Annotated in this window: 18 protein-coding genes; all 18 read right to left on the bottom strand. The window is 55.8% G+C overall.

The genetic code is table 11. The features are described 5' to 3' along the window. Positions 1-88: 88 nt before the first annotated feature. Positions 89-1537, bottom strand: coding sequence for an EAL domain-containing protein (locus tag ACMYSO_RS09685; RefSeq protein WP_434670782.1), 1449 nt, complete (start codon positions 1535-1537; stop codon positions 89-91). Between the two features lie 28 nt (positions 1538-1565). After that, positions 1566-2471 carry a fimbrial protein gene (locus ACMYSO_RS09680; protein WP_434670323.1) on the bottom strand — a complete coding sequence of 302 codons (906 nt, stop codon included), beginning with the start codon at positions 2469-2471 and terminating at the stop codon, positions 1566-1568. 17 nt (positions 2472-2488) lie between these two features. Further along, positions 2489-2992 (bottom strand): fimbrial protein, encoded by a 504-nt coding sequence (locus ACMYSO_RS09675; protein WP_434670322.1) that lies wholly within the window; start codon positions 2990-2992, stop codon positions 2489-2491. A gap of 12 nt (positions 2993-3004) precedes the next feature. Next, positions 3005-3535, bottom strand: coding sequence for a fimbrial protein (locus tag ACMYSO_RS09670; protein WP_187043082.1), 531 nt, complete (start codon positions 3533-3535; stop codon positions 3005-3007). Between the two features lie 9 nt (positions 3536-3544). After that, entirely contained in the window at positions 3545-6181 is a 2637-nt protein-coding gene (locus ACMYSO_RS09665; protein ID WP_434670321.1) for a fimbrial biogenesis usher protein, read from the bottom strand. Positions 6182-6255: 74 nt separating this feature from the next. Next, entirely contained in the window at positions 6256-6960 is a 705-nt protein-coding gene (locus ACMYSO_RS09660; RefSeq protein ID WP_434583184.1) for a fimbria/pilus periplasmic chaperone, read from the bottom strand. Between the two features lie 56 nt (positions 6961-7016). Continuing rightward, the gene (locus ACMYSO_RS09655) at positions 7017-7556 is read right to left on the bottom strand and encodes a fimbrial protein (RefSeq protein WP_434583186.1); all 540 of its coding nucleotides are present in this window, start codon (positions 7554-7556) and stop codon (positions 7017-7019) included. Between the two features lie 72 nt (positions 7557-7628). Beyond that, on the bottom strand, positions 7629-8177 hold the full coding sequence (gene fimA, locus ACMYSO_RS09650) for a type 1 fimbrial major subunit FimA (RefSeq protein WP_123756604.1): 549 nt from the start codon (positions 8175-8177) through the stop codon (positions 7629-7631). Between the two features lie 494 nt (positions 8178-8671). Next, on the bottom strand, positions 8672-9268 hold the full coding sequence (gene fimE / locus ACMYSO_RS09645; protein ID WP_434670319.1) for a type 1 fimbria switch DNA invertase FimE: 597 nt from the start codon (positions 9266-9268) through the stop codon (positions 8672-8674). 482 nt (positions 9269-9750) lie between these two features. Then, entirely contained in the window at positions 9751-10356 is a 606-nt protein-coding gene (locus tag ACMYSO_RS09640; protein ID WP_434670318.1) for a tyrosine-type DNA invertase, read from the bottom strand. 977 nt (positions 10357-11333) lie between these two features. Continuing rightward, positions 11334-11579: a hypothetical protein gene (locus ACMYSO_RS09635; RefSeq protein WP_434670317.1), complete on the bottom strand. Its 246-nt coding sequence runs from the start codon at positions 11577-11579 to the stop codon at positions 11334-11336. A 192-nt stretch (positions 11580-11771) separates the two neighbouring features. Further along, complete coding sequence (locus ACMYSO_RS09630; RefSeq protein WP_434670781.1) at positions 11772-13040, bottom strand: MFS transporter; 1269 nt, start codon at positions 13038-13040, stop codon at positions 11772-11774. 183 nt (positions 13041-13223) lie between these two features. Then, positions 13224-13718, bottom strand: coding sequence for a flavin reductase (locus tag ACMYSO_RS09625; RefSeq protein ID WP_135717221.1), 495 nt, complete (start codon positions 13716-13718; stop codon positions 13224-13226). 11 nt (positions 13719-13729) lie between these two features. Continuing rightward, on the bottom strand, positions 13730-14698 hold the full coding sequence (locus tag ACMYSO_RS09620) for a PDR/VanB family oxidoreductase (protein ID WP_434583193.1): 969 nt from the start codon (positions 14696-14698) through the stop codon (positions 13730-13732). 24 nt (positions 14699-14722) lie between these two features. Then, entirely contained in the window at positions 14723-15463 is a 741-nt protein-coding gene (locus ACMYSO_RS09615) for an SDR family NAD(P)-dependent oxidoreductase (RefSeq protein WP_434670315.1), read from the bottom strand. A 7-nt stretch (positions 15464-15470) separates the two neighbouring features. Continuing rightward, a complete protein-coding gene (locus tag ACMYSO_RS09610; RefSeq protein ID WP_087846528.1) occupies positions 15471-15950 on the bottom strand; it encodes an aromatic-ring-hydroxylating dioxygenase subunit beta in 480 nt (159 codons plus the stop codon). Next, complete coding sequence (locus ACMYSO_RS09605) at positions 15947-17254, bottom strand: aromatic ring-hydroxylating oxygenase subunit alpha (protein WP_087846530.1); 1308 nt, start codon at positions 17252-17254, stop codon at positions 15947-15949. Before ACMYSO_RS09605 ends, ACMYSO_RS09610 begins: the two co-directional genes overlap by 4 nt. A gap of 53 nt (positions 17255-17307) precedes the next feature. Further along, positions 17308-17835 (bottom strand): nuclear transport factor 2 family protein, encoded by a 528-nt coding sequence (locus ACMYSO_RS09600; protein ID WP_434670313.1) that lies wholly within the window; start codon positions 17833-17835, stop codon positions 17308-17310. Between the last annotated feature and the right edge of the window lie 2 nt (positions 17836-17837).

Raw genomic sequence — 17837 nt, 5'->3', positions numbered from 1 at the left:
TTTCTTCCCAGAATTTCCCCTCCCGAGGGGATCGTAAATCGCGCCATGTAGCCGCCTCACCATTAAGGCATTCGGCCTCTATGCGGAGCTACCCCGCAATGCTGGTGGGAAACCGCCCTGCGGAAAAGCGCTGGATAAGGTCCGTCAGATTATCGCCTGTTACCGGCGGTGAGATCAGGTAGCCCTGAAAACGATCGATGCCCTGGGCCTTCAGAATATTGAATTTTTCCAGGCTATCGACCCCTTCGGCAATGCAGCGACTGCCCGAGAGCTGGCAGTAATAGATCAGGCTTTTGATCAACGCCAGGGCGTGCGGGTCACGCGCCAGATCGTTGATAATGCTGATATCCAGCTTGTACTCATTAAAGCGCACGGTTCGAACCGGAAACATCACGCTGCTTTGTGAAAAGCAATCGTCGAGCATGATACAAAAGCCCAGCTGCTGTAAGCGGGCGATATTCTCGCCCGTTTTTCCATGGCGGCTGAGATCGATGGTTTCGGCAAATTCCAGTACCAACCTTTTGCCCCACTGTGGTTCATGTAACTGCTGACGCGCTGCCTCCATCATGCGGACAATATTGCCATTGTTGGCGATGACCGGCGGGATGTTCACCGCGAAGTAAAACTCACCCGCGTGCTGATTAATGTTCTGTACCGCCTCCTGTAAGACAAAAGCGGTGAGCAACAGCCAGGCATATTCCGAGCGGATCTGCGGCAAAAACTCCCCCGGCAGCAGCACTTCACCATGGCGCCGCCAGCGTGACAGAACTTCGATGCCCTGCAGCATTAAACGTGCATCGGTGATGGGCTGGAATACCGGAAAAATGTGTCGGCAGTGAATCGCATGAACAAACTCACGCTCGAACGCAGAAAGCGCGGCGACACCGCCCGCTTTCTGTCCTTTGCTCTGGCTGCCGGGAAAGCGGCTCGCCAGATGTGGATGATGTTCCACCATCTTTTTCAGTCCTGAACTTCGCTGGGTGTAGAGGGTTTTGTGGCTAAGCCCCCGCCGTTGTGCCTGACTATTGATGCTATCTCCCTGCAGCCAGTCCAGCGCGGTTGTCAACTCCGGTTTACTGATGCCGCAGGTCGGCGCGCCGCCGGTCGCCATCTCCCGCGCCGCCTGCTGTTCCAGCAGAGGGTAGTCCAGTCGAGGGGGATGGCTGAGTAGTTCTGCCAGTTGCCGGCAGGGTAAATCGGCGGCGGCGGCCTGCACCGCGGCCAGGTAACGCGCCTTGCCGACCTGATGCAACAGCGTATGCCACAACCAGTTTGCCGGACTGCGGCTGAGGATCAGCATCGGTAGCGCCACGGCGCGATGTTTCAGGAGCTGCGCCGCCTGACGCAAGGTCAGCAGCAGCCAGAACGGATCGTCGGGTAAGAAAACCACCACCCGCCTGACGCTGACCCTCTCGGGAATAAGCCGCGCCTCATGGCGCTGGGGAAACAACCGACGGGGCTGGCGCAGGCTGCCGTCGTCCATCAACGCGGACAGCCCCTCGGCGGCGATAGTGCAGGGCGAGAGAATATAGTCCACCGGCGGGGAGACCTGCGCCACGCTGCCGCTATTGATAGACAAATGTCACCCCAATAATGGACTGCACGTTGCCCGCCGTGACCTGGCCGCTGGTGCGCGCGTAGGTCGCGGTTAACCCCAGATTGACCGCGGAGGTTCCGACGGTACCCAAAGACACCGTGCTGTTCGCCGGAACAACGCTGCCGTTGCGGGTCATCTGTACGCCAATGCCCTGGGCGGGTGAGGCCGATGCGGTATTGCTGAAAATGGAGTTCGCCGCATCGGCGGTGGTGCCGGAGAGGTAATAGCCGAGATTCTGATTCTGCGCGCAGTACACCGTGACCGGCACCGCCATCGATCCGGGGTAATCCGGCAGCGTCACCGTCACGTCGCGGGCAGAGACATCGCAGCCGCCGGTGGGCACCACCACATCGTTGTTGGCGTAGATATTCCACACGAACTGATAGGAGTCGCCGTTGTAGTTATTGGTCTGGTGCAGAATCAGCACCGCGATCAGCGAACCGGAGGTAATCGCCACGCCGCCGGCGGTGCTTATTGGCGTCAGATAGAGCACGGTTGGCCACGGTTTATCGGTGGTGGAATCATAGATAACCCGGGCGGTTTCCGTGGTGGTCGGGAACGGGTAGGAGGTACCGTTATATTTTACCGTACCGGAAAAGCTCGACAGCACTCCGCCATAAGCAGAGCCTCGCTGTAGGGTTACGTAATCGGTAATAGTCTGCGGATAGTCGTTGTGGCAGAAAATTTGTGATGACAGATCGACCACCAGGTTTTGCCCGACGTTGACCGCCGGCGTCAGGTTGACGTAGACGTTGGCGCTGCCGCCGCCGATGGGGATTGTTGCCCCGGTCGCAGTTTTGCAAGCGAAGGACCAGGCATTGATTGACCAGCCCAACAGCAGCAACGTGGTGAACAGGGTTATGACTTTTTTCATCAACTTACTCTCCTGACTCAGGCGTAGGTGTAGGTGACACTGATCACCGCCTGAATGGTTCCCTGGGTGGCGCCGCCGTTGACCGTCAGGGCTCTGACCTGCAACGGGAAACGGGCGGACTGGGTGGTGTCATCAACCTGTACTGATTTGGTGGCGCCATTGTTGAGGGTGGTGCCCCCGTCATCCTGCAATTCCAACTGGATATTGCCCGCGGTCCCCTGGTTCTTGTAATACCCGGTGGCGTCCGCCGTGCCGCTAAAGCTGGCGGTGACTCTGGAAGTGCCCACCGGGCAGTTGCTCAGGTCGAGCGCCACGCTATGCCATGCCGAAGCGGCACCGGCAGACACCAGGCTAAAGGTATACAGATCGCCAAGTTCTACGGTGGCCTGGGTGGTCGATACCGTGCAGGGTTTGGCGACCACTTTGCCGTTCACGGTGATGGTGATGTCGGCCGCCTGCAGTGGGGAGACGGCCAGTGCCAGCACGCTGGCCAGCAGCCATCCTCGGGGAGTCCATTTCATCTCAACCTCCGGTTACTGAAATTCCAGCGTAAATGTCGCTGTGGCGTTGACGTGCCCGGCAGTGACCGGGACCTGGGTTGCCATCAGGCGTGCGTAAAAGTTCAGGGTGTTGGTCTGCCCTGGCGTCAGGGTGGTCCAGGCGATCGCCGTCGAGGCGGCGTTGAGCGGCAACATCGTCTGGTTGGTGTCGAGGATTTGGATCCCCATACCCGCCGCCGCAGAGGCGCCGCTATCCAGCTTTAACAAACTGGTATTGCTGGTATCTGCCACGCCGGTGAACCCCACCTTGACGGCGGTCACCGAGCTGCCGCACGGCGACAGCACGATGCGAAACGGTACCACCGGCGTGGTCGCGCCGATGGCGTTGAACTGCTTCGCGGCGTTATCCATCAGGTCAACGGTAAAATCTTTCGATTCTCCCGCCACCGCACAGGCGTTATCCCGGACGTAGCCGTTGATGGTAATGGTGCTGTCGGCGGCGAACGCGTGGGGGAGGGTAAAAGACAGCATTGCCCCCAGCAGATACAGTGATTTAGTCATCATCATTCTTCCTTAGCGGCAGACCGCGGAGAGCTGGCTCAGGGCCTGCAGCTGGCTCTCAGGCGGCAGGCGGTACTCGGCCACGCAGCTGGCGTCGGCGCCTTCACCCCATTTCACCTGTACTTTTCCGGCCAGCGGCATACCGCTCAGGTAGACCTGGCCGTTATCGGCCACGATGCTGCCGCTCTGGTTATCCACCGAGGTCACCATGGCGCCGAAAGGCACCGGCTTGCCGTTGCGGCTCAGCGTCATCAGCAGCTTCATCCCAACGTGGGCTTTAAATTCGGCGCGCACGATGGCGCCATGGGTCGGCACCACGCTGACCACCGCGTCATCGAGGTCGACGTTGTCGGCCAGGGTGTTGGTGTCCAGCGCTACCCGGTTCTCACGGTATTCGGTGGCGTAAGGCAGCACCGCATAGCCTCGCCAATCGGTGCGCACCCCGGTCTGGTTTTCCACTTTCACGTTGTCCGCTCCCGGCGCTTTAATCAGCACCACCGTGTCGTTCAGCGGCTGGCTTAAGGTGACGCCGTTGCGATGGGCAAGCACGCCGCCGCTTACGCCGTAATACAGTTGCTTCAGGCCATCGCTGTGGCTGTACCCGACGTTGGCGTTGCCGTAACCGCCGCGGTAGTTCAGCGCGGCATAGCCGGTGGCGCCGCTGTCGCCGTTGCCGCCGCCGGTATACCCGGTCTGCATGCTGTAGCTGAGGTTGTTGTCCTCCAGCAGCGTGCCGTACAGGCCGGCCAGGTTGGTCATCCGGCCATCAAGATCGTGCGACATGCTGTAGCTGGCGCTGGCATGGCGCCACACGGAGGTGTTGTCGGAGCGCATCCAGTGGCTGAACGGAATGTTAACGTTGACCGCCAGCATCTGATCGCGCCCGTCCTGCCAGGCGTTTTTGGTGACGCTGTAGCTCAGGGTCCAGTTAATATCGTTGACCGCCGCATTGAGTCCGGCCTGCAGCTGCTCGTCGGCTTTGCCGGTACCCCAATAACTCTGGTGGCTGCCGCTCAGGTAGAGCGTGGCGGTACGTCCGAGTTGCTGAGTCAGGCTGACCTGCACTTTGCCGCGTTTGCTGTAGGCAAGGTTGTAGTAATCGGTGTACTTAGGCTTCACCTGGATAACGCCATCCTGGGTCTCCACGTCATAGCCGCTCATCCGGTTGTAGGTGGTATCGGCAAAGCTAAAATAGCCGCGCGTGGAGTAGCGATATCCGACCAACTGAATGTTGGTGCCCACGTCGGTGAGCGATTTGTTATAGAGGAAGCGCAGCGATTGCCCCTGGTGTTCGCTGTCGTCGGGCAGTTTGGCATTGGCCTGGGTGACGTCCAGCGACACGGCGCCGAGTTCGCCCATATTTTTCCCCACCCCAAGGTTAAACGCCCGGTAGCGGTCCGCCAGCTGGGTCCCGCCGTACAGCGTCCATCCTGCCGGCAAGCCGTGGAGCAGCGTGCCCTGGAAGAATTTCGGTTTTTCCTGCTGATCGTTGCCGCTGCGGTACTCCCCGGCGGTCAGGGCGAAGCGCGTATGGCCCTCACGCTGCAGCACCGGCACCGTAGACCAGGGAACGGAGAAGACCTGAAGGCTGCCATCGGCCTCTTTCACCGTGACCTGCAGATCGCCCCCGTTGCCGGCGGCATAGAGATCGTTAATGGTGAATGGTCCAGGCGGCACGGTGCTCTGGTAAATCTCATAGCCGTTCTGGCGAATGGAGACCTGGGCGGTGCCGCGGGCAATACCGTGGATCACCGGGGCAAAGCCCTTTTGGCTGTCCGGCAGCATATTGTCGTCCGAGGCCAGCTGTGCCCCGCGAAAGTTAATGCCGTCAAAAACGTCGCCGTTGGTGTAGCTGTCGCCCATCGTCAGGCGCGAGCGCAGAGGAACAATGTCCCGCTCAAGCCAGCTGTTTACGTGCTGCCATTTATTCTCATTGCTCGCAGAACTGCCGCCGCTGCTGTAGCTCCAGGTGGTGTTGTCCCGCAGGCGCCAGGCGCCGAGGTTCAGACCACTTTGCAGGTTCAGATAGGCGTACTGGCTGCTGCCGCCGGTGGAGTTGCGCACGTTGTTACCGGTGAAGTTGTAATTCAGCAGCCCGGCAGTGATCCCGTCATCCCACAGTTCCGGTGGGATATAGCCGCGCGCGCGGTTGCCCATAAACGCCTGCGGAACGGTCAGGTACAGACGTTGGGAGCCGACGTCAAAACGGCTGGTGGCATCCTTGATTAGCTCCGCCATCGGCACGCAGGCATCGGCGGCCAGGGTGTTCATCCCGGTCACGGCGGCGGTGTTGACCCCCATGCTGGCAAGCTGTCCGCGGGTCAGGCAGGGGGCGAGGCCGTGCTGGTTCTCCGCGCGATTAAATGTGACATCGCGGGTGGTCATAAAACCATTATTCAGATAGATATCGACGCGATAGGTGCCCGGTGGCACCTCCTGTCCCTGTTCGAATCCCGACAGGTCCGCCACGGCGGCAGGATCGTCGGCGAGAAAACGCGGGTTAAAGTAGAGTTCCGCCTGCGCGGAAAAAGCTGGCAGGGCCAGCAAAAGGGCAATAGGGAACCGGGCAAATAGGCGAACCGACCCAGGGGCACCCTGCCGCGTACGCTGGATGCCCAAACGGTCCAGTCCATATTTCAGATGTGACATAGTCCCTCCGGTCCGTAGTCGCCCGGCTGTCAGTTCTTATTATCATTCAGGGGAGAACGCTGGTTTCCCCGGAGTTATTGCAGTGCGCCCTTCATCCGTGGGGTCAGTGCGCCATAGTCGTTGATGGTCCGGTAGGTGATATCGCGACCCGCATCGGCCGGGATTTTTACCGAAGCTTCACCCATCGGCGGGACCAGCGCGTTTTCCAGCACCCGCGTACCGGCATTGAGCTCGGTGACCGTCAGGTAGTAAGGCGTCGGGTTAATTAGCGTGAGGGTGGTGGCGCTGCGGCGAAACGTCAGTTTCTCCGGGGCCTGGTCAGGCGACAGCGTCAGTTTTGCCGGGCGATAGTAGAGCTTGATGCGGCTAATAATCGCCAACTGCAGCGTGTTATCGCTGAGCTTTGATTTATCCATCGAAGGGATGGCTTTGACGTTCATCCAGAACAGGCTTTCCCGATCTTTCGGCAGCTTGTCGTTGGTGGCGTCAATAATGCGTAACGTGTTCTCTTTTTTACCCTGCATGGCGAACAGCGGCGGGGTTATCACAAACTGCCCGTCTTTTTGCCCCTCGGCATTTTCGACCCATGACTGAATCAGATAGGTGCTGCTGTCATCATTATTTGTCACCGCCAGCTGGACCTGTTTCTGTCCGGCCGGATAGATCACCCGGGTTGCCCCCAGCGCGACGCCAGCTTCGGTTTGTGCGGTGAAACCTGCTGTGGCGATCATCAATAAGCTCGCCAGCAGATAGCGCGTCATCCCCAGTGTTTTTCTCACGTTTTCCCCTTTTATACTCACCGTTGTTTCCTGCATCCGGTATGCCCGCCGGTTATTTACTGATAGGTCAAAGAGAACCAGGCCTGAGCGTTGGCGGCTCCGCCGGTAACCTGATGGCCGGTCGCGCGATATTTCGCGACAAAATGAAGCGTTGTGGGTCCGACATACAGTCGTGACCAGGCGCTGGCCGGTGCGTTAAGCGGAATCAGACGATCTTCTTTATCAAACAGCGCAATACCGATTCCGGTGGCGATGCCGGGGCCTTCACCCACCGAAAGCACGTCTGGATTTTTACCGTCGGCCACGCCGTGAAAAGCGACACCGACCCGTTGGCTGACGGCGGTGCTGCACTCCTGAAGATGGATATCGAAAGGCACAGGGTCGGTATCTTCCCCGACAGAATGAAGGCGATTGCTGCTGATCTGCCCCATATTGACCGTCAACTGCTGGTCCCCTGCTTCAACCCGGCAGGATTCCGCAATGATGATTCCCTGAAAGCGCATGTTTCCGCCAGGGAGCGTGACGTTCCAGTGGTTTCCTGCCACGGCGAGTGGCGGCAGCAGCAGTAGCAACAGTGCTGATTTCATTCCTGGCATCGCTATCACTCCAGTCCTGTTGTAGATAACGGGCCATCCTGGCCCGAACCGCATCCTTGCCTGATGAGTGAATTACTCGTATTGCACTTTGAAGGTAGCGTCTGCGTTAGCAGTACCGGCAGTTGCTGCACCGGTTGCGTAGTAGCGTGCCTGGAAAGGAATGATGTTGGTACCGTCGTTCAGGGTGGTTGCTGCACCGAAGGTAGCACCATCCAGAGCCAGCGGAGTACCCGTGCTGTCGAGGATCTGTACACCCACGTTAGTTGCGCCGCCGGCTGCGGAGTTCTGCAGTGCCAGTACGGTGGTGTTGGTGCTGTCTACAGCCGTCCCGGAGAAGGCAACGGAAGCTTTGGTCGCTACGGTGGTGTCGCAATCATCCAGTTGGATGTTGAAACCTACCGCTGAGCTGGTGCTCCCCGCTGTAGCGAGTCTGGCTGAACGGACCTGGCCCAGTTGAACGGTCTGATCGATAGAGCCGGCATCTACGGCACAGGCAGCGTTAACCACTTCCCCTTTGAAATGCACTGTACCGCCGTTAACCGTAGTGGTATCAGCCAGAGCCGCTGCAGAGCTCAGGGACAGGGCTGACAGAACAACGATTGCCAGTGTTTTGATTTTCATGGTGTTTTCCTTTAAACAAAGTCGATATTACGAACCGAAATTGGCAGTCGTAGCGCCTTCCAGGCATTCCATATATCAGCCGAATGGTTCGACTGCCGGCTCTGCACAGTTTTTCCCCAACTGATGAGTCAATTGGGGCCATTTTGACTCATTGAAATAAAATGCTTTCTTATGTCTTTGATGGTTATGTGATTAGTTATTAATTTTGGTTTTTGTATTTTGGTGGTGTTATCGGCTGTTTTTTGGTGGAGGGGAGAGCGGGAAAATCGGCGGAGTCAGAAAGGATGATACGGCAGATCGGCGGAATGGATGAGTGAATAAGTAAAATCTATTAGAGATAAAATGTGATGATAATCAGTCAGATAATATTAATTTATTAGAATTAATGTACTTGTTAGTTGCAAAAGTTTGCAAAACATTTTTATGATATAAACAGTTTGGCCCCAATTGACTTGTTCACGTCAAAAAATAGCCTTAATTATCAACTTGTTAAGTTACTTCTTTTGTTCATAAGATTTTTCTTCCAACAGATTATTTCTTTCCCATAATCCGGCAAATCGCGCGGCATTGCTGGCGGTGTAGCGAACCGTGTGTCGAATATTGCGATGACCCAGATAATCCTGAATCAAACGCGTATCGGTACCTCTTTCCGCAAGTTCATACCCACAGGCGTGTCGCAACATATGCGGATGGGTTTGGGTCGCGGTGCCCGCGTGCTCGCCGGCGCTGCGAATAATCCGATAGGCTTGCTGGCGGGAGAGTTGGGTTCCTCGGCGTGAAATAAAGATCGCACTGGTTTTCTGCGCGGCTTTCCAGCCGGCACGTACCTGACTCCAGCGTTCAATCGCTTCCAGTTCGTCAAATCGCAGGGGGTGAATGGTCGAAAATCCATTTTTCAGCCGGCGGACATTGATCCGTCCCTCAGTAAGATCCAGATCCCGATAGTGCAGGTCGAGAAGCTCACTGATACGCATACCATGGCGGAACGCCAGCAGTATCAGACAATAGTCCCGCTCTCCGGTGGGACCCTGCTGGGCAGCCAGCATCATCGCCTGAACTTCTTTGGCGGTAAGAAAACGACGTCGATTCACAATACATTGCTCCTGAAATTGATGAACGAAGGCGCCGCCCTGAAAGAAATCAGGGCGGCTAAAAAATAATCCGCAATGTTAAAGGTGTATTCAAAAAAACAAATGCTCACATTACATTTACACATAGTTAAAATATCGCCAGGCGATAATTCTTATTTTTATGGATTTTAGGTCATATCACAATAGCGCCAGGCGTAGTGAATGCCAGGTTCATAAAATTACAGGAGAAAAAGTTATGAGCGGCGAGGATTTAAACGGAAAATATAATGCTGAATGGTTTAATCCGACAATAAATAACGAATTGAAGTCCTGATTATTTACAAGGATATCACCCGTCGGTCTATTATGAATGAAGTCAGAACTTGCGGGAACAATAATCTTAATTAACGCATGGTTAATATTTACTAATGTTTTCAGTAACAGTTGTTCATTTTAACGCCATCCATGGCGTCAGATTCTGAACTCCGTTGCTGATACGGCTATCAACTCAAGAGACTGTTGCGCTGTTTTTCTTTCTTATTGTCCCAGATGCCGTAAAAACGCCCGGCGTTACTGGCGGTATACCAGACGGTATGACGGATATTACGATGCCCGAGGTAATCCTGAATAAGGCGGGTATCGATACCCATATTCGCCAGCGCAAAGCCACATGAATGACGGAGCATGTGGGGATGAATTTCAATGGTTAATCCGGCATTATCTCCGGCATTCGAAATAATCTGGTAAAACTGTTGGCGGGAAAGTGGATTTCCTTTGCGGGATAAAAATAGCCATTCGCTGTCAGCATCCGGATACGACTTGCGAATATCTAACCAGGTTTTTAGCGCCTGAATTTCTTTATTCAGCAATGGGTGGGTTGTGGAAAAACCTTTTTTGAGTCGGCGGATATAAATACATTTTGAACGTAAATCAATATCAGAAATTTGTAGGCGGCAAATTTCACTGGCGCGAAAACCATGAATAAAGCAGAGTAATGTCAGACAATAGTTACGTGCAGCGTGGACTCCGCTATTTGCTGCTTTGAGGAGCGACTCGATCTCGTTTTGAGTCAGGAAGTTCCTTTTCTTGATTTCAGCAGTACTCTTCATGTTATTCCCTTTTAATTGCAGGCATTCATTCCGTGTGGTCTTCGTTGCCAGGCCAGTGCGTTGATCAGTAGGTGTTGTTGAACATTTATTTTTCGTCATAGCGCGATATGCTTTTATAACGGATAAAAGTTCCTCAGCATATATCATGCTGAACCGGGGACTCAGAATGCGGGCTGGTTTTAAACATGAAGCCTCTCCCTCAGTTGCGGGGAAATAACCGCATGTAATATAGTGATATAGCGTCTTTTGTTAATAAATATTAATATTCGGGGAGGGTTCCATATTCTGCTCATCCTACATTCCTTCTGGTTATGCACTCCTGGAATACGGAGGCGCAGGGGGGGGCGGCCCACTGAATATTGCATAAAGTACGTCGCAGTATGGCAAAAACGATATGCCAGACCGAGTAGTATTCACTGCATGACGATAACCGTGATTAAACCATACTGCAAAATTATGTCGGAGAATAGCAATAATAAACCGGAGGTATGTATTCCCGAGCGATATATGACTTAATTGTTGAAGTACATCACGCTGGAATCAGGTACTTTTGGGAGAGAGGATTGCCGGCTTTTCTCGTTTTACTGGAGTGTTTTGAGTGATGCCGACAGGTGGCGATGGCAATACAATATTGTTTAATATCAAATTGTTGTTGATGCATTGTAAGTTTTTTAAGAATTATTGAGGGTGTTTTTATTGTATTTTTAGCAAGCGTGGTTCAGGGGGAAGACGCGGGGGTGAATATCTTCTGGCTTTCGTCGGGCGGCGTCAAATACCATGCTGTCGGCGTGAATAGTTTCCTGCGCGATTATCCCGGCCAGCCATCGCGCGGAAATAAAAAGTCACTGAACGTAACCTATAGTAACGTATTTGTTGGAAGCTATCGCTTGCTGAGTGGGGATTCTGTTTAAAGTATGTAAATCTTAACCTGGGTAATAGCAGGCGTGTTTGCCACGCCTGCTGTTTTTGTCAGCGGATTACCACTTCTCGTCGCGGGCATCCTGACGACCGTCGCGGCGATTCTCGCGTTTGTCCTGGCGGCAGCCGGCATTGCTTTTGTTGTTGTCCCGGACGCATTGCTGCTTGGTATCGCGTCCTTCTTCGCGAGAATCCTGGCGGGTATTTCGTGCGTCCTGGCGGTTATCGCTGCGGTAAGTCGCATGGGCTGATAGCGCTGGCAGCAACAGGGCTGCAGTGATCAGAGGAATAATGAGCTTTTTCATATGAATTGCCTTTCTGATAAATCTAACGTTCCAATATATAAAATAGAGTAAGGTGCCATTGTGGCGTGGAACTATTTATTAGGTTCAGCAAAAAATGCCGGCTTACCTATTGTTTTGTTTAAAATTAAATTAGAGAACAGGGGTGTTGAATGGGCAACATCCTTGTTGCGCAGGCCATAATGCCGGGGGATTTTACAGAGCCGGCTGCCGCTGTGGGCGCACGGTGGGTTGACGAATACTGAACAGCGCGACCAGCGCCAGTAATGCAAAGGCCAGTAACATCAAGGCTACCGGGACGTAGCTATCCCACTTGATTAAGAACGCCACCGCCAGCATCGGGCTAATCCCTCCGGAGATAACGGCGCCAATTTCATGACCGAGCGCCAGGCCGGTATAGCGCACTTCCACCGGAAACAGCTCCACCATCATGCACGGCTGGGCGGCAATCATCGCCCCGTGACACACCGGTAGCGCCAACAGCATCGCCAGCAAAATCGCCGGGAAGCTGTGCATTTGCAGGAGCCAGAAGAATGGAAATGCCACCAGGGCCATACCAATTACGCCGATGTAATAGAGCGCTTTTCTGCCGATACGATCCGACAACCAACCCCAGGCGAGGATGGTGACGATTTCCACCGCCATAGCGATGGTGACCGCGGCAATCACCAGCCGGGTCTCAATGCCGATATGTTTGCAATAGACCACTGAGAAGGTGAAAAAGATATACACCGCACCGTTTTCCGCCAGCCGTAAACCGATGGCCTGCAAAATGGCTTTTGGGTGATTTTTGAAGGCGCTGAGTACCGGTAATTGCGCTTCTTCATGCTGCTCTTTGCGGGCGACGAATTCGGCGTTCTCCTCAATATTGCGCCGGATATAGACCCCGACCAGAAAGATAAACAAGCTCAGCAGGAACGGGATACGCCACGCCCAGGCCAGCACATCTTCCTGGGGCAGTAGCTGAACCAGATAAAACGCCAGCGACGAAAGGACAAAGCCGCCGGAAACGCCCACCTGACTCCAGGCGGTGTAATAGCCCTTTTGATGTTCCGGCGCATTCTCGCTCAGCATCAGTACGCCGCCACCCCATTCGCCGCCGGAGGCCACGCCCTGAACGAAACGCAGGGTGATCAGGGCGATAGGGGCCAGCACACCGATGTGTTCATAGGTTGGCAGAAGGCCTATCAAAAAGGTGCTGGCCCCCATCAACGTCAGGGTGATGATCAGGGTCATTTTGCGACTGTATTTATCGCCGAGATGACCGAATGCGATACCGCCCAGCGGCCTGGCAATAAAACCAATGGCAAACCCCGAAAAGGCCAGGAAGGCGCCGAGCAGCGGGTCATCGGTGGCCGGGAAGAACAGCGGCCCGAACACCAGCGCCGCCGCCGTGCCGTAGAGAAAAAAGTCGTACCACTCAAGAGAGTTACCCAGAAAAGAACCGATAATCAATTTGCGCATTGATTGGGGCTTGCTTACCGGCGTATCGCTCGCAGTTCCAGACATCACATGTACTCCAGTGCAGGTGAAAAGAGGGCGCCGACGAGTCGGCACCTTGACGCCACCCAAAGGCGATGGGGGCGTAATGCGATAGGGTATTTTTGAGCCTGATGGACAGGCTCTTATTCGTTGTTATGTAAACACTTAGCGGTACGGTTGCGCGCTGAGAGTATGGAACTGGCGGTTGAACCACACCAGTCCGTCGCCGGCCTGGTTGTGACGGATCTGCCGGACCTCACAGTAAAACACGCTGTGGCTGCCCACTTCATGGCTGGTGGCGATCGTGCAGTCGACATTAGCGACCGCAGACGCCAGCACCGGTGAACCGGTTTCCAGCGCCAGCCACTGGTCATGCAAAAAACGCTCCTCCGATCGCAGCTGACTATTGGCGAAAACGCCGGAGAGGTCCTGATGCTGAGCGGAGAGCACGTTCACACACAGCACGCCGTTCTCTTTAAACTTGCTATGGGCGAACGAGGAGCGATTCATACAGACCAGCAGCGTGGGCGGTGAATCGGTGACGCTGCACACGGCCGAGGCGGTAAAACCAAAGCGGCCCGCTGGACCATCGGTAGTGATGATGGTGATGGCGCTGCCCAGCTGCGCCATGGCATTACGGAAATCTGATGTCAGGTTCATAGCGGTATCCGTTATTTCAGTTTGACGTATTCGAAGCTTTCGATAACCAGACGGGGAGTTCTGGCGCGCGAACAGCACAGCAGGATCTGATCGTTATCTTCGCGTTCTTCATCGGTTAAGTATTCGTCGCGGTGGTCCGGGACACCGCTACACACGTTGGCAAGGCAGGTGCCGCAAACGCCCTGTTCACAGGAGACTTTGACCTTGATCCCCGCCTTCTGCAGCGCGGCGACGATGGTTTCGTTCTCCTCGACGGTGACGGTTAAGCCCAGCTCCGGGACATCCACTTCAAAGCAGTCGCCGCCGGTTTCGACCTCACGGTTGAAGTACTCCTGATGCAGACGTTCCGGAGAGTAGCCGCAGCCGCGCGCGGCGTCGGATATCCAGTCCATAAACCCTTCCGGGCCACAGACGTAAACATGGGCAGCTGCATGGTGCGGCGCCAGCACGTCCTCAGGGCGGATCTTGTGTCCTTCGTCACTGATATGCAGATGGACATGTTGGCTAAAGTGGCAATCCGCCAGCTCGTGCAAAAAAGCCATTCCCTCACGGCTGTGCCCGCAGTAATGCACCTCGAAGGGCTTGCCGGCGCGGAATAAGGCATCCGCCATGGCCAGCATCGGCGTAATACCGATCCCGCCACCGATCAGCAGGCTGTGGCTGGCGCCCATCTCCAGCGGAAACAGATTGCGCGGAGGGCTAATCGCCACCGTGGCGCCGACCTGCAGCAGATGCGCCGCCAGCGATCCGCCGCGCGAAGCCCGATCCTTGAGGATGCCCAGACGGTACTGCTCCGGGTGATGCGGGCTGCTGCACAGCGAATACTGACGGACGATCTCCTCGCCGAGGTGGAGATCGATATGCGCTCCGGCGCTAAAGGCGGGCAGGGCGGTTCCGTCCAGCGAGGCCAGCGTCAGAACGACCACCTCGGTTCCCTGAATTTCGCGTTCTACGACGCGTACGGTCAGTGTTTCAGCCATCTTTCTTCTCCACCCTGCAAGGGCTTAACGCATATAGATGCCGCCGTTGATATCCCAGGTCGCCCCGGTGATAAAGGTGGCGGAGGGGGCGGCCAGCAGCTCTACCGCACGGGCGACCAGCAGCGGATCGCCCAGGCGTTTCATCGGGATCATCTCCAGCAGCGCCGGCATTTTTTCTTCCGGTACAGCCGCCCGCACCGACGGGAGATCCAGCGGGCCAGGAGCGATGGCGTTGACGCTGACGCCGGCTGCGCTCAGCGCACGGGCGAACACTTTGGTCAGGGTCAGAATGCCGCCTTTCGACGCCGCGTAGTGGGCGCCGGAAGCGGTACCGCCGTTTTGTCCCGCCAGCGAGGCGAGGTTGATAATGCAGCCCTGCTGACGCTCGTTAAAATAGCGGCCAACGGTCTGGCAGCCGAGAAACGTGCCCCGCAGGTTGGTGCTGGTAACGCGATCGAATTCCTCAACGGTGATCTCCATGATCGGCGTGGTCAGGGTGAGCGCGGCGTTATTCACCAGCACATCCAGCGCGCCAAAGTGGTGGCACACCTGATCCAGCGCGGCCTGGAATTGTTCGGCCTCGCGGATATCCAGCGCCAGCGGCAGCAGACGCTGCTGGTCGGCATCGATCTGCCGGGCGCTCTGGCGCGCGGCGTCGAGAGAGATATCGGCCATGGCGACCTGATAGCCCTGCTCCCAGAGATGGCGGCTGATGACTAATCCAAGGCCGTTGGCCGCTCCGGTCACTAATACGGTTCTGTTCATTGCGGCCTCACAGGATGTAGCCAATGCTATGCAGATAGTCGTCGCCGTTAATCAGCCGGACGACCTTCTGCGCAATAAGGAAGCTCTCTCCCTGCGGCACCAGGGTGTAGCTCAGGTCGGCAACGTAGTGTTGCTCGTTGCCTTTACGGTACTCATAGAGAAACTGGGCGCAGCGGATCTCAACCTGTTCGCTACTCTGTGCCACCAGGCGATGGCGGCCGGTCATGCGAATGGTGCGCGCCCGTGGCGTCGTGGAGATCGACTCGCCGCTGTACAGACGATGGACGCGCTTTTCGCGCATCGCGTGGTTGTCATAGGCGTAATTCAGCGCATTGGCGAAATCGGTGGTCTGCTGGTCGACGGGGATGATGTACATCCCCTGCGGCTGCCACAACGTCAGCCATTCGCGAAACTCGCCCTGGTCGAGCAGGTCCGCTTCTAGGTTAATAAAGTGGATGGCGGCCGTTAAGGTAGATTGTGCGTTCATTTTTGCCCCCGGCTTTCGGCAGTCATGTACTTTTTCCATTGCTGATAGGCGGCACGCATGCCGGTTTCGGCGCTGACGTCGCTACGCAGACCGTCGGCGGTGCGGGTCTCTCCCGGTAGACCGCGGTTGAGCATGATCCACAGATCGTTGCCCGCGCCGCCGCCGCGCTGAACGCGCTCCCAGGCTTCTGAGTCGTCCGGCGTGCCAAAGCCCATCGGTCCCTGGAAGTGTTCGTGCATCCGCAGACGCGCCTGATTGGCGATCGCCGGGCCATCTTTCATGGTCAGCACCACGTGGTGGATTTCGGTTTCCTGTACCGACACGGGTTGCAGTACGCGGAAGAACGCCATCGAGCAGGCTACGTTAGGGAACAGGTTCAGGTTAAAGCCGCTACCGCCTACCGCGCGGACGATGCGACGTACCTGCAGTTCTTCATGACCTTCTTCGCGCAGCGCCTGCGCAAGTTCAAGGAAACGATCCGGCACCGGCGCATCGAGGTTCTCTTCGAGGTCAATCAGTTCCGGGATCATCACCATTACGCTGTGTCCGTTGCCGAGGTCTTCGACAAAGCCTTTTCCGTCGACGAAGTTGAGCATCTCTTCGGTCTGCTTATCGACCGAACTGAGGAACGACTTATGCACGATGGGGAAGTGATAGCCGTCGGTGGTATTTTCCAACTGGATTTTCCAGTTGCCGGGGAAGCGGAAGCGGTGGGCGGTGGTAGCCTGCAGCGCATAGCCCGCCCCTTGTTTCATAAACAGATCCATCCATTTCATGGCCGGGCCGAGGAAATCCGTCAGCGGTTCGATCTCATGGTCGAAGGTGGCGAAGATCATCCCCGCGTAGCTTTCGGTACGCAGACGCACCATCCCGAGCTGGTCTTTTTCCAGGGTATCGCCGTAGCTTTCCGGGTGCGGCACGCCGCGCAGGGCGCCGTCGAGGCCGTAGCCCCAACCGTGATACGGGCAGACGAAGCTGTTGGTTTTTCCGCTGCGGTGTTCGCAGACGGTAGCGGCGCGGTGGCGGCAGCGGTTAAGCAGGACGTTGATATTGCCTTTGCGGTCGCGCACCACGATGACCGGCTGGGTGCCGACCATAGACGATTTAAAGCTGCCGGTGTCCGGGACCTCACTCTCATGCGCCACCCACACCCAGGTGTGGTTAAAAATCTTCTCAATCTCCAGGGCGAAAATATCGCCAGAGGTGTACAGCGAGGTATGCACCCGGTCTGACTGCACCAGGGAGGCTAACGTGGCGGCGCAGTAGCCGCTCTCAATATTCTTTACTGGAATACATTCAGACATTGCTCAATCTCCTGAGGCTCCGTGATGGTTCTGCGGGCGGGCGGCCCACGAAATCATTCCGGAGACTGCATTGCATTAGGTACGGGTAAATCCGCCTGCGAGTGCCAGTAATCCACCGGGCGACTCAATAAATTACGGGTGGTGAAATGGTCGATCAGCCAGCGGTCGCCGGTTTTTTTAAAGCGGATGACCAGTTCAGCGCTGTTGAGATGCGACCCGCCGGCGCGGAAGGTGGAAACCTGCAACATTTTCCAGCGCCCGATGGCCTCTTTCTCCGCGAAAATATCAATATATTCTGACGTTAAATAATGAACGTTAATGGCGAAATGAGACGGTTCACTAATATATTTGGCCATCATTCTGGCTATATTCTGACGTCCACAATAACGCCCTAGTTTTATTTGGTATAAACTGCCGATACCTTCCCAAATAGCCGCTTCGCTAAATAAATCAGCAATGTCATTAGCGATATCCGGATGGGATAAATCGTCACATAAATGCATATACTGGCTCATCAGATTACGGATCTGGTTGGCGGCTTCGAGTTTATCCAGACGCTGCAGCAGTTTATCGTTATTCATTT

Source organism: Klebsiella sp. B345 (assembly GCF_051131735.1).
Lineage (GTDB): Bacteria > Pseudomonadota > Gammaproteobacteria > Enterobacterales > Enterobacteriaceae > Klebsiella.
Note: the sequence above shows the minus strand (reverse complement) of the source record. Positions and strands in the feature narration are given on the sequence as shown.

Coding starts and splice junctions, on each gene's coding strand:
- ACMYSO_RS09640 (WP_434670318.1), bottom strand. CDS start 10,356: ATGAAGAGTACTGCTGAAATCAAGAAAAGGAACTTCCTGACTCAAAAC.
- ACMYSO_RS09610 (WP_087846528.1), bottom strand. CDS start 15,950: ATGAACGCACAATCTACCTTAACGGCCGCCATCCACTTTATTAACCTA.
- ACMYSO_RS09670 (WP_187043082.1), bottom strand. CDS start 3,535: ATGATGACTAAATCACTGTATCTGCTGGGGGCAATGCTGTCTTTTACC.
- ACMYSO_RS09630 (WP_434670781.1), bottom strand. CDS start 13,040: ATGCGCAAATTGATTATCGGTTCTTTTCTGGGTAACTCTCTTGAGTGG.
- ACMYSO_RS09665 (WP_434670321.1), bottom strand. CDS start 6,181: ATGTCACATCTGAAATATGGACTGGACCGTTTGGGCATCCAGCGTACG.
- ACMYSO_RS09605 (WP_087846530.1), bottom strand. CDS start 17,254: ATGTCTGAATGTATTCCAGTAAAGAATATTGAGAGCGGCTACTGCGCC.
- ACMYSO_RS09675 (WP_434670322.1), bottom strand. CDS start 2,992: ATGAAATGGACTCCCCGAGGATGGCTGCTGGCCAGCGTGCTGGCACTG.
- ACMYSO_RS09615 (WP_434670315.1), bottom strand. CDS start 15,463: ATGAACAGAACCGTATTAGTGACCGGAGCGGCCAACGGCCTTGGATTA.
- ACMYSO_RS09655 (WP_434583186.1), bottom strand. CDS start 7,556: ATGCCAGGAATGAAATCAGCACTGTTGCTACTGCTGCTGCCGCCACTC.
- ACMYSO_RS09635 (WP_434670317.1), bottom strand. CDS start 11,579: ATGAAAAAGCTCATTATTCCTCTGATCACTGCAGCCCTGTTGCTGCCA.
- ACMYSO_RS09620 (WP_434583193.1), bottom strand. CDS start 14,698: ATGGCTGAAACACTGACCGTACGCGTCGTAGAACGCGAAATTCAGGGA.
- ACMYSO_RS09680 (WP_434670323.1), bottom strand. CDS start 2,471: ATGAAAAAAGTCATAACCCTGTTCACCACGTTGCTGCTGTTGGGCTGG.
- ACMYSO_RS09600 (WP_434670313.1), bottom strand. CDS start 17,835: ATGAATAACGATAAACTGCTGCAGCGTCTGGATAAACTCGAAGCCGCC.
- ACMYSO_RS09625 (WP_135717221.1), bottom strand. CDS start 13,718: ATGAACCTGACATCAGATTTCCGTAATGCCATGGCGCAGCTGGGCAGC.
- fimA (WP_123756604.1), bottom strand. CDS start 8,177: ATGAAAATCAAAACACTGGCAATCGTTGTTCTGTCAGCCCTGTCCCTG.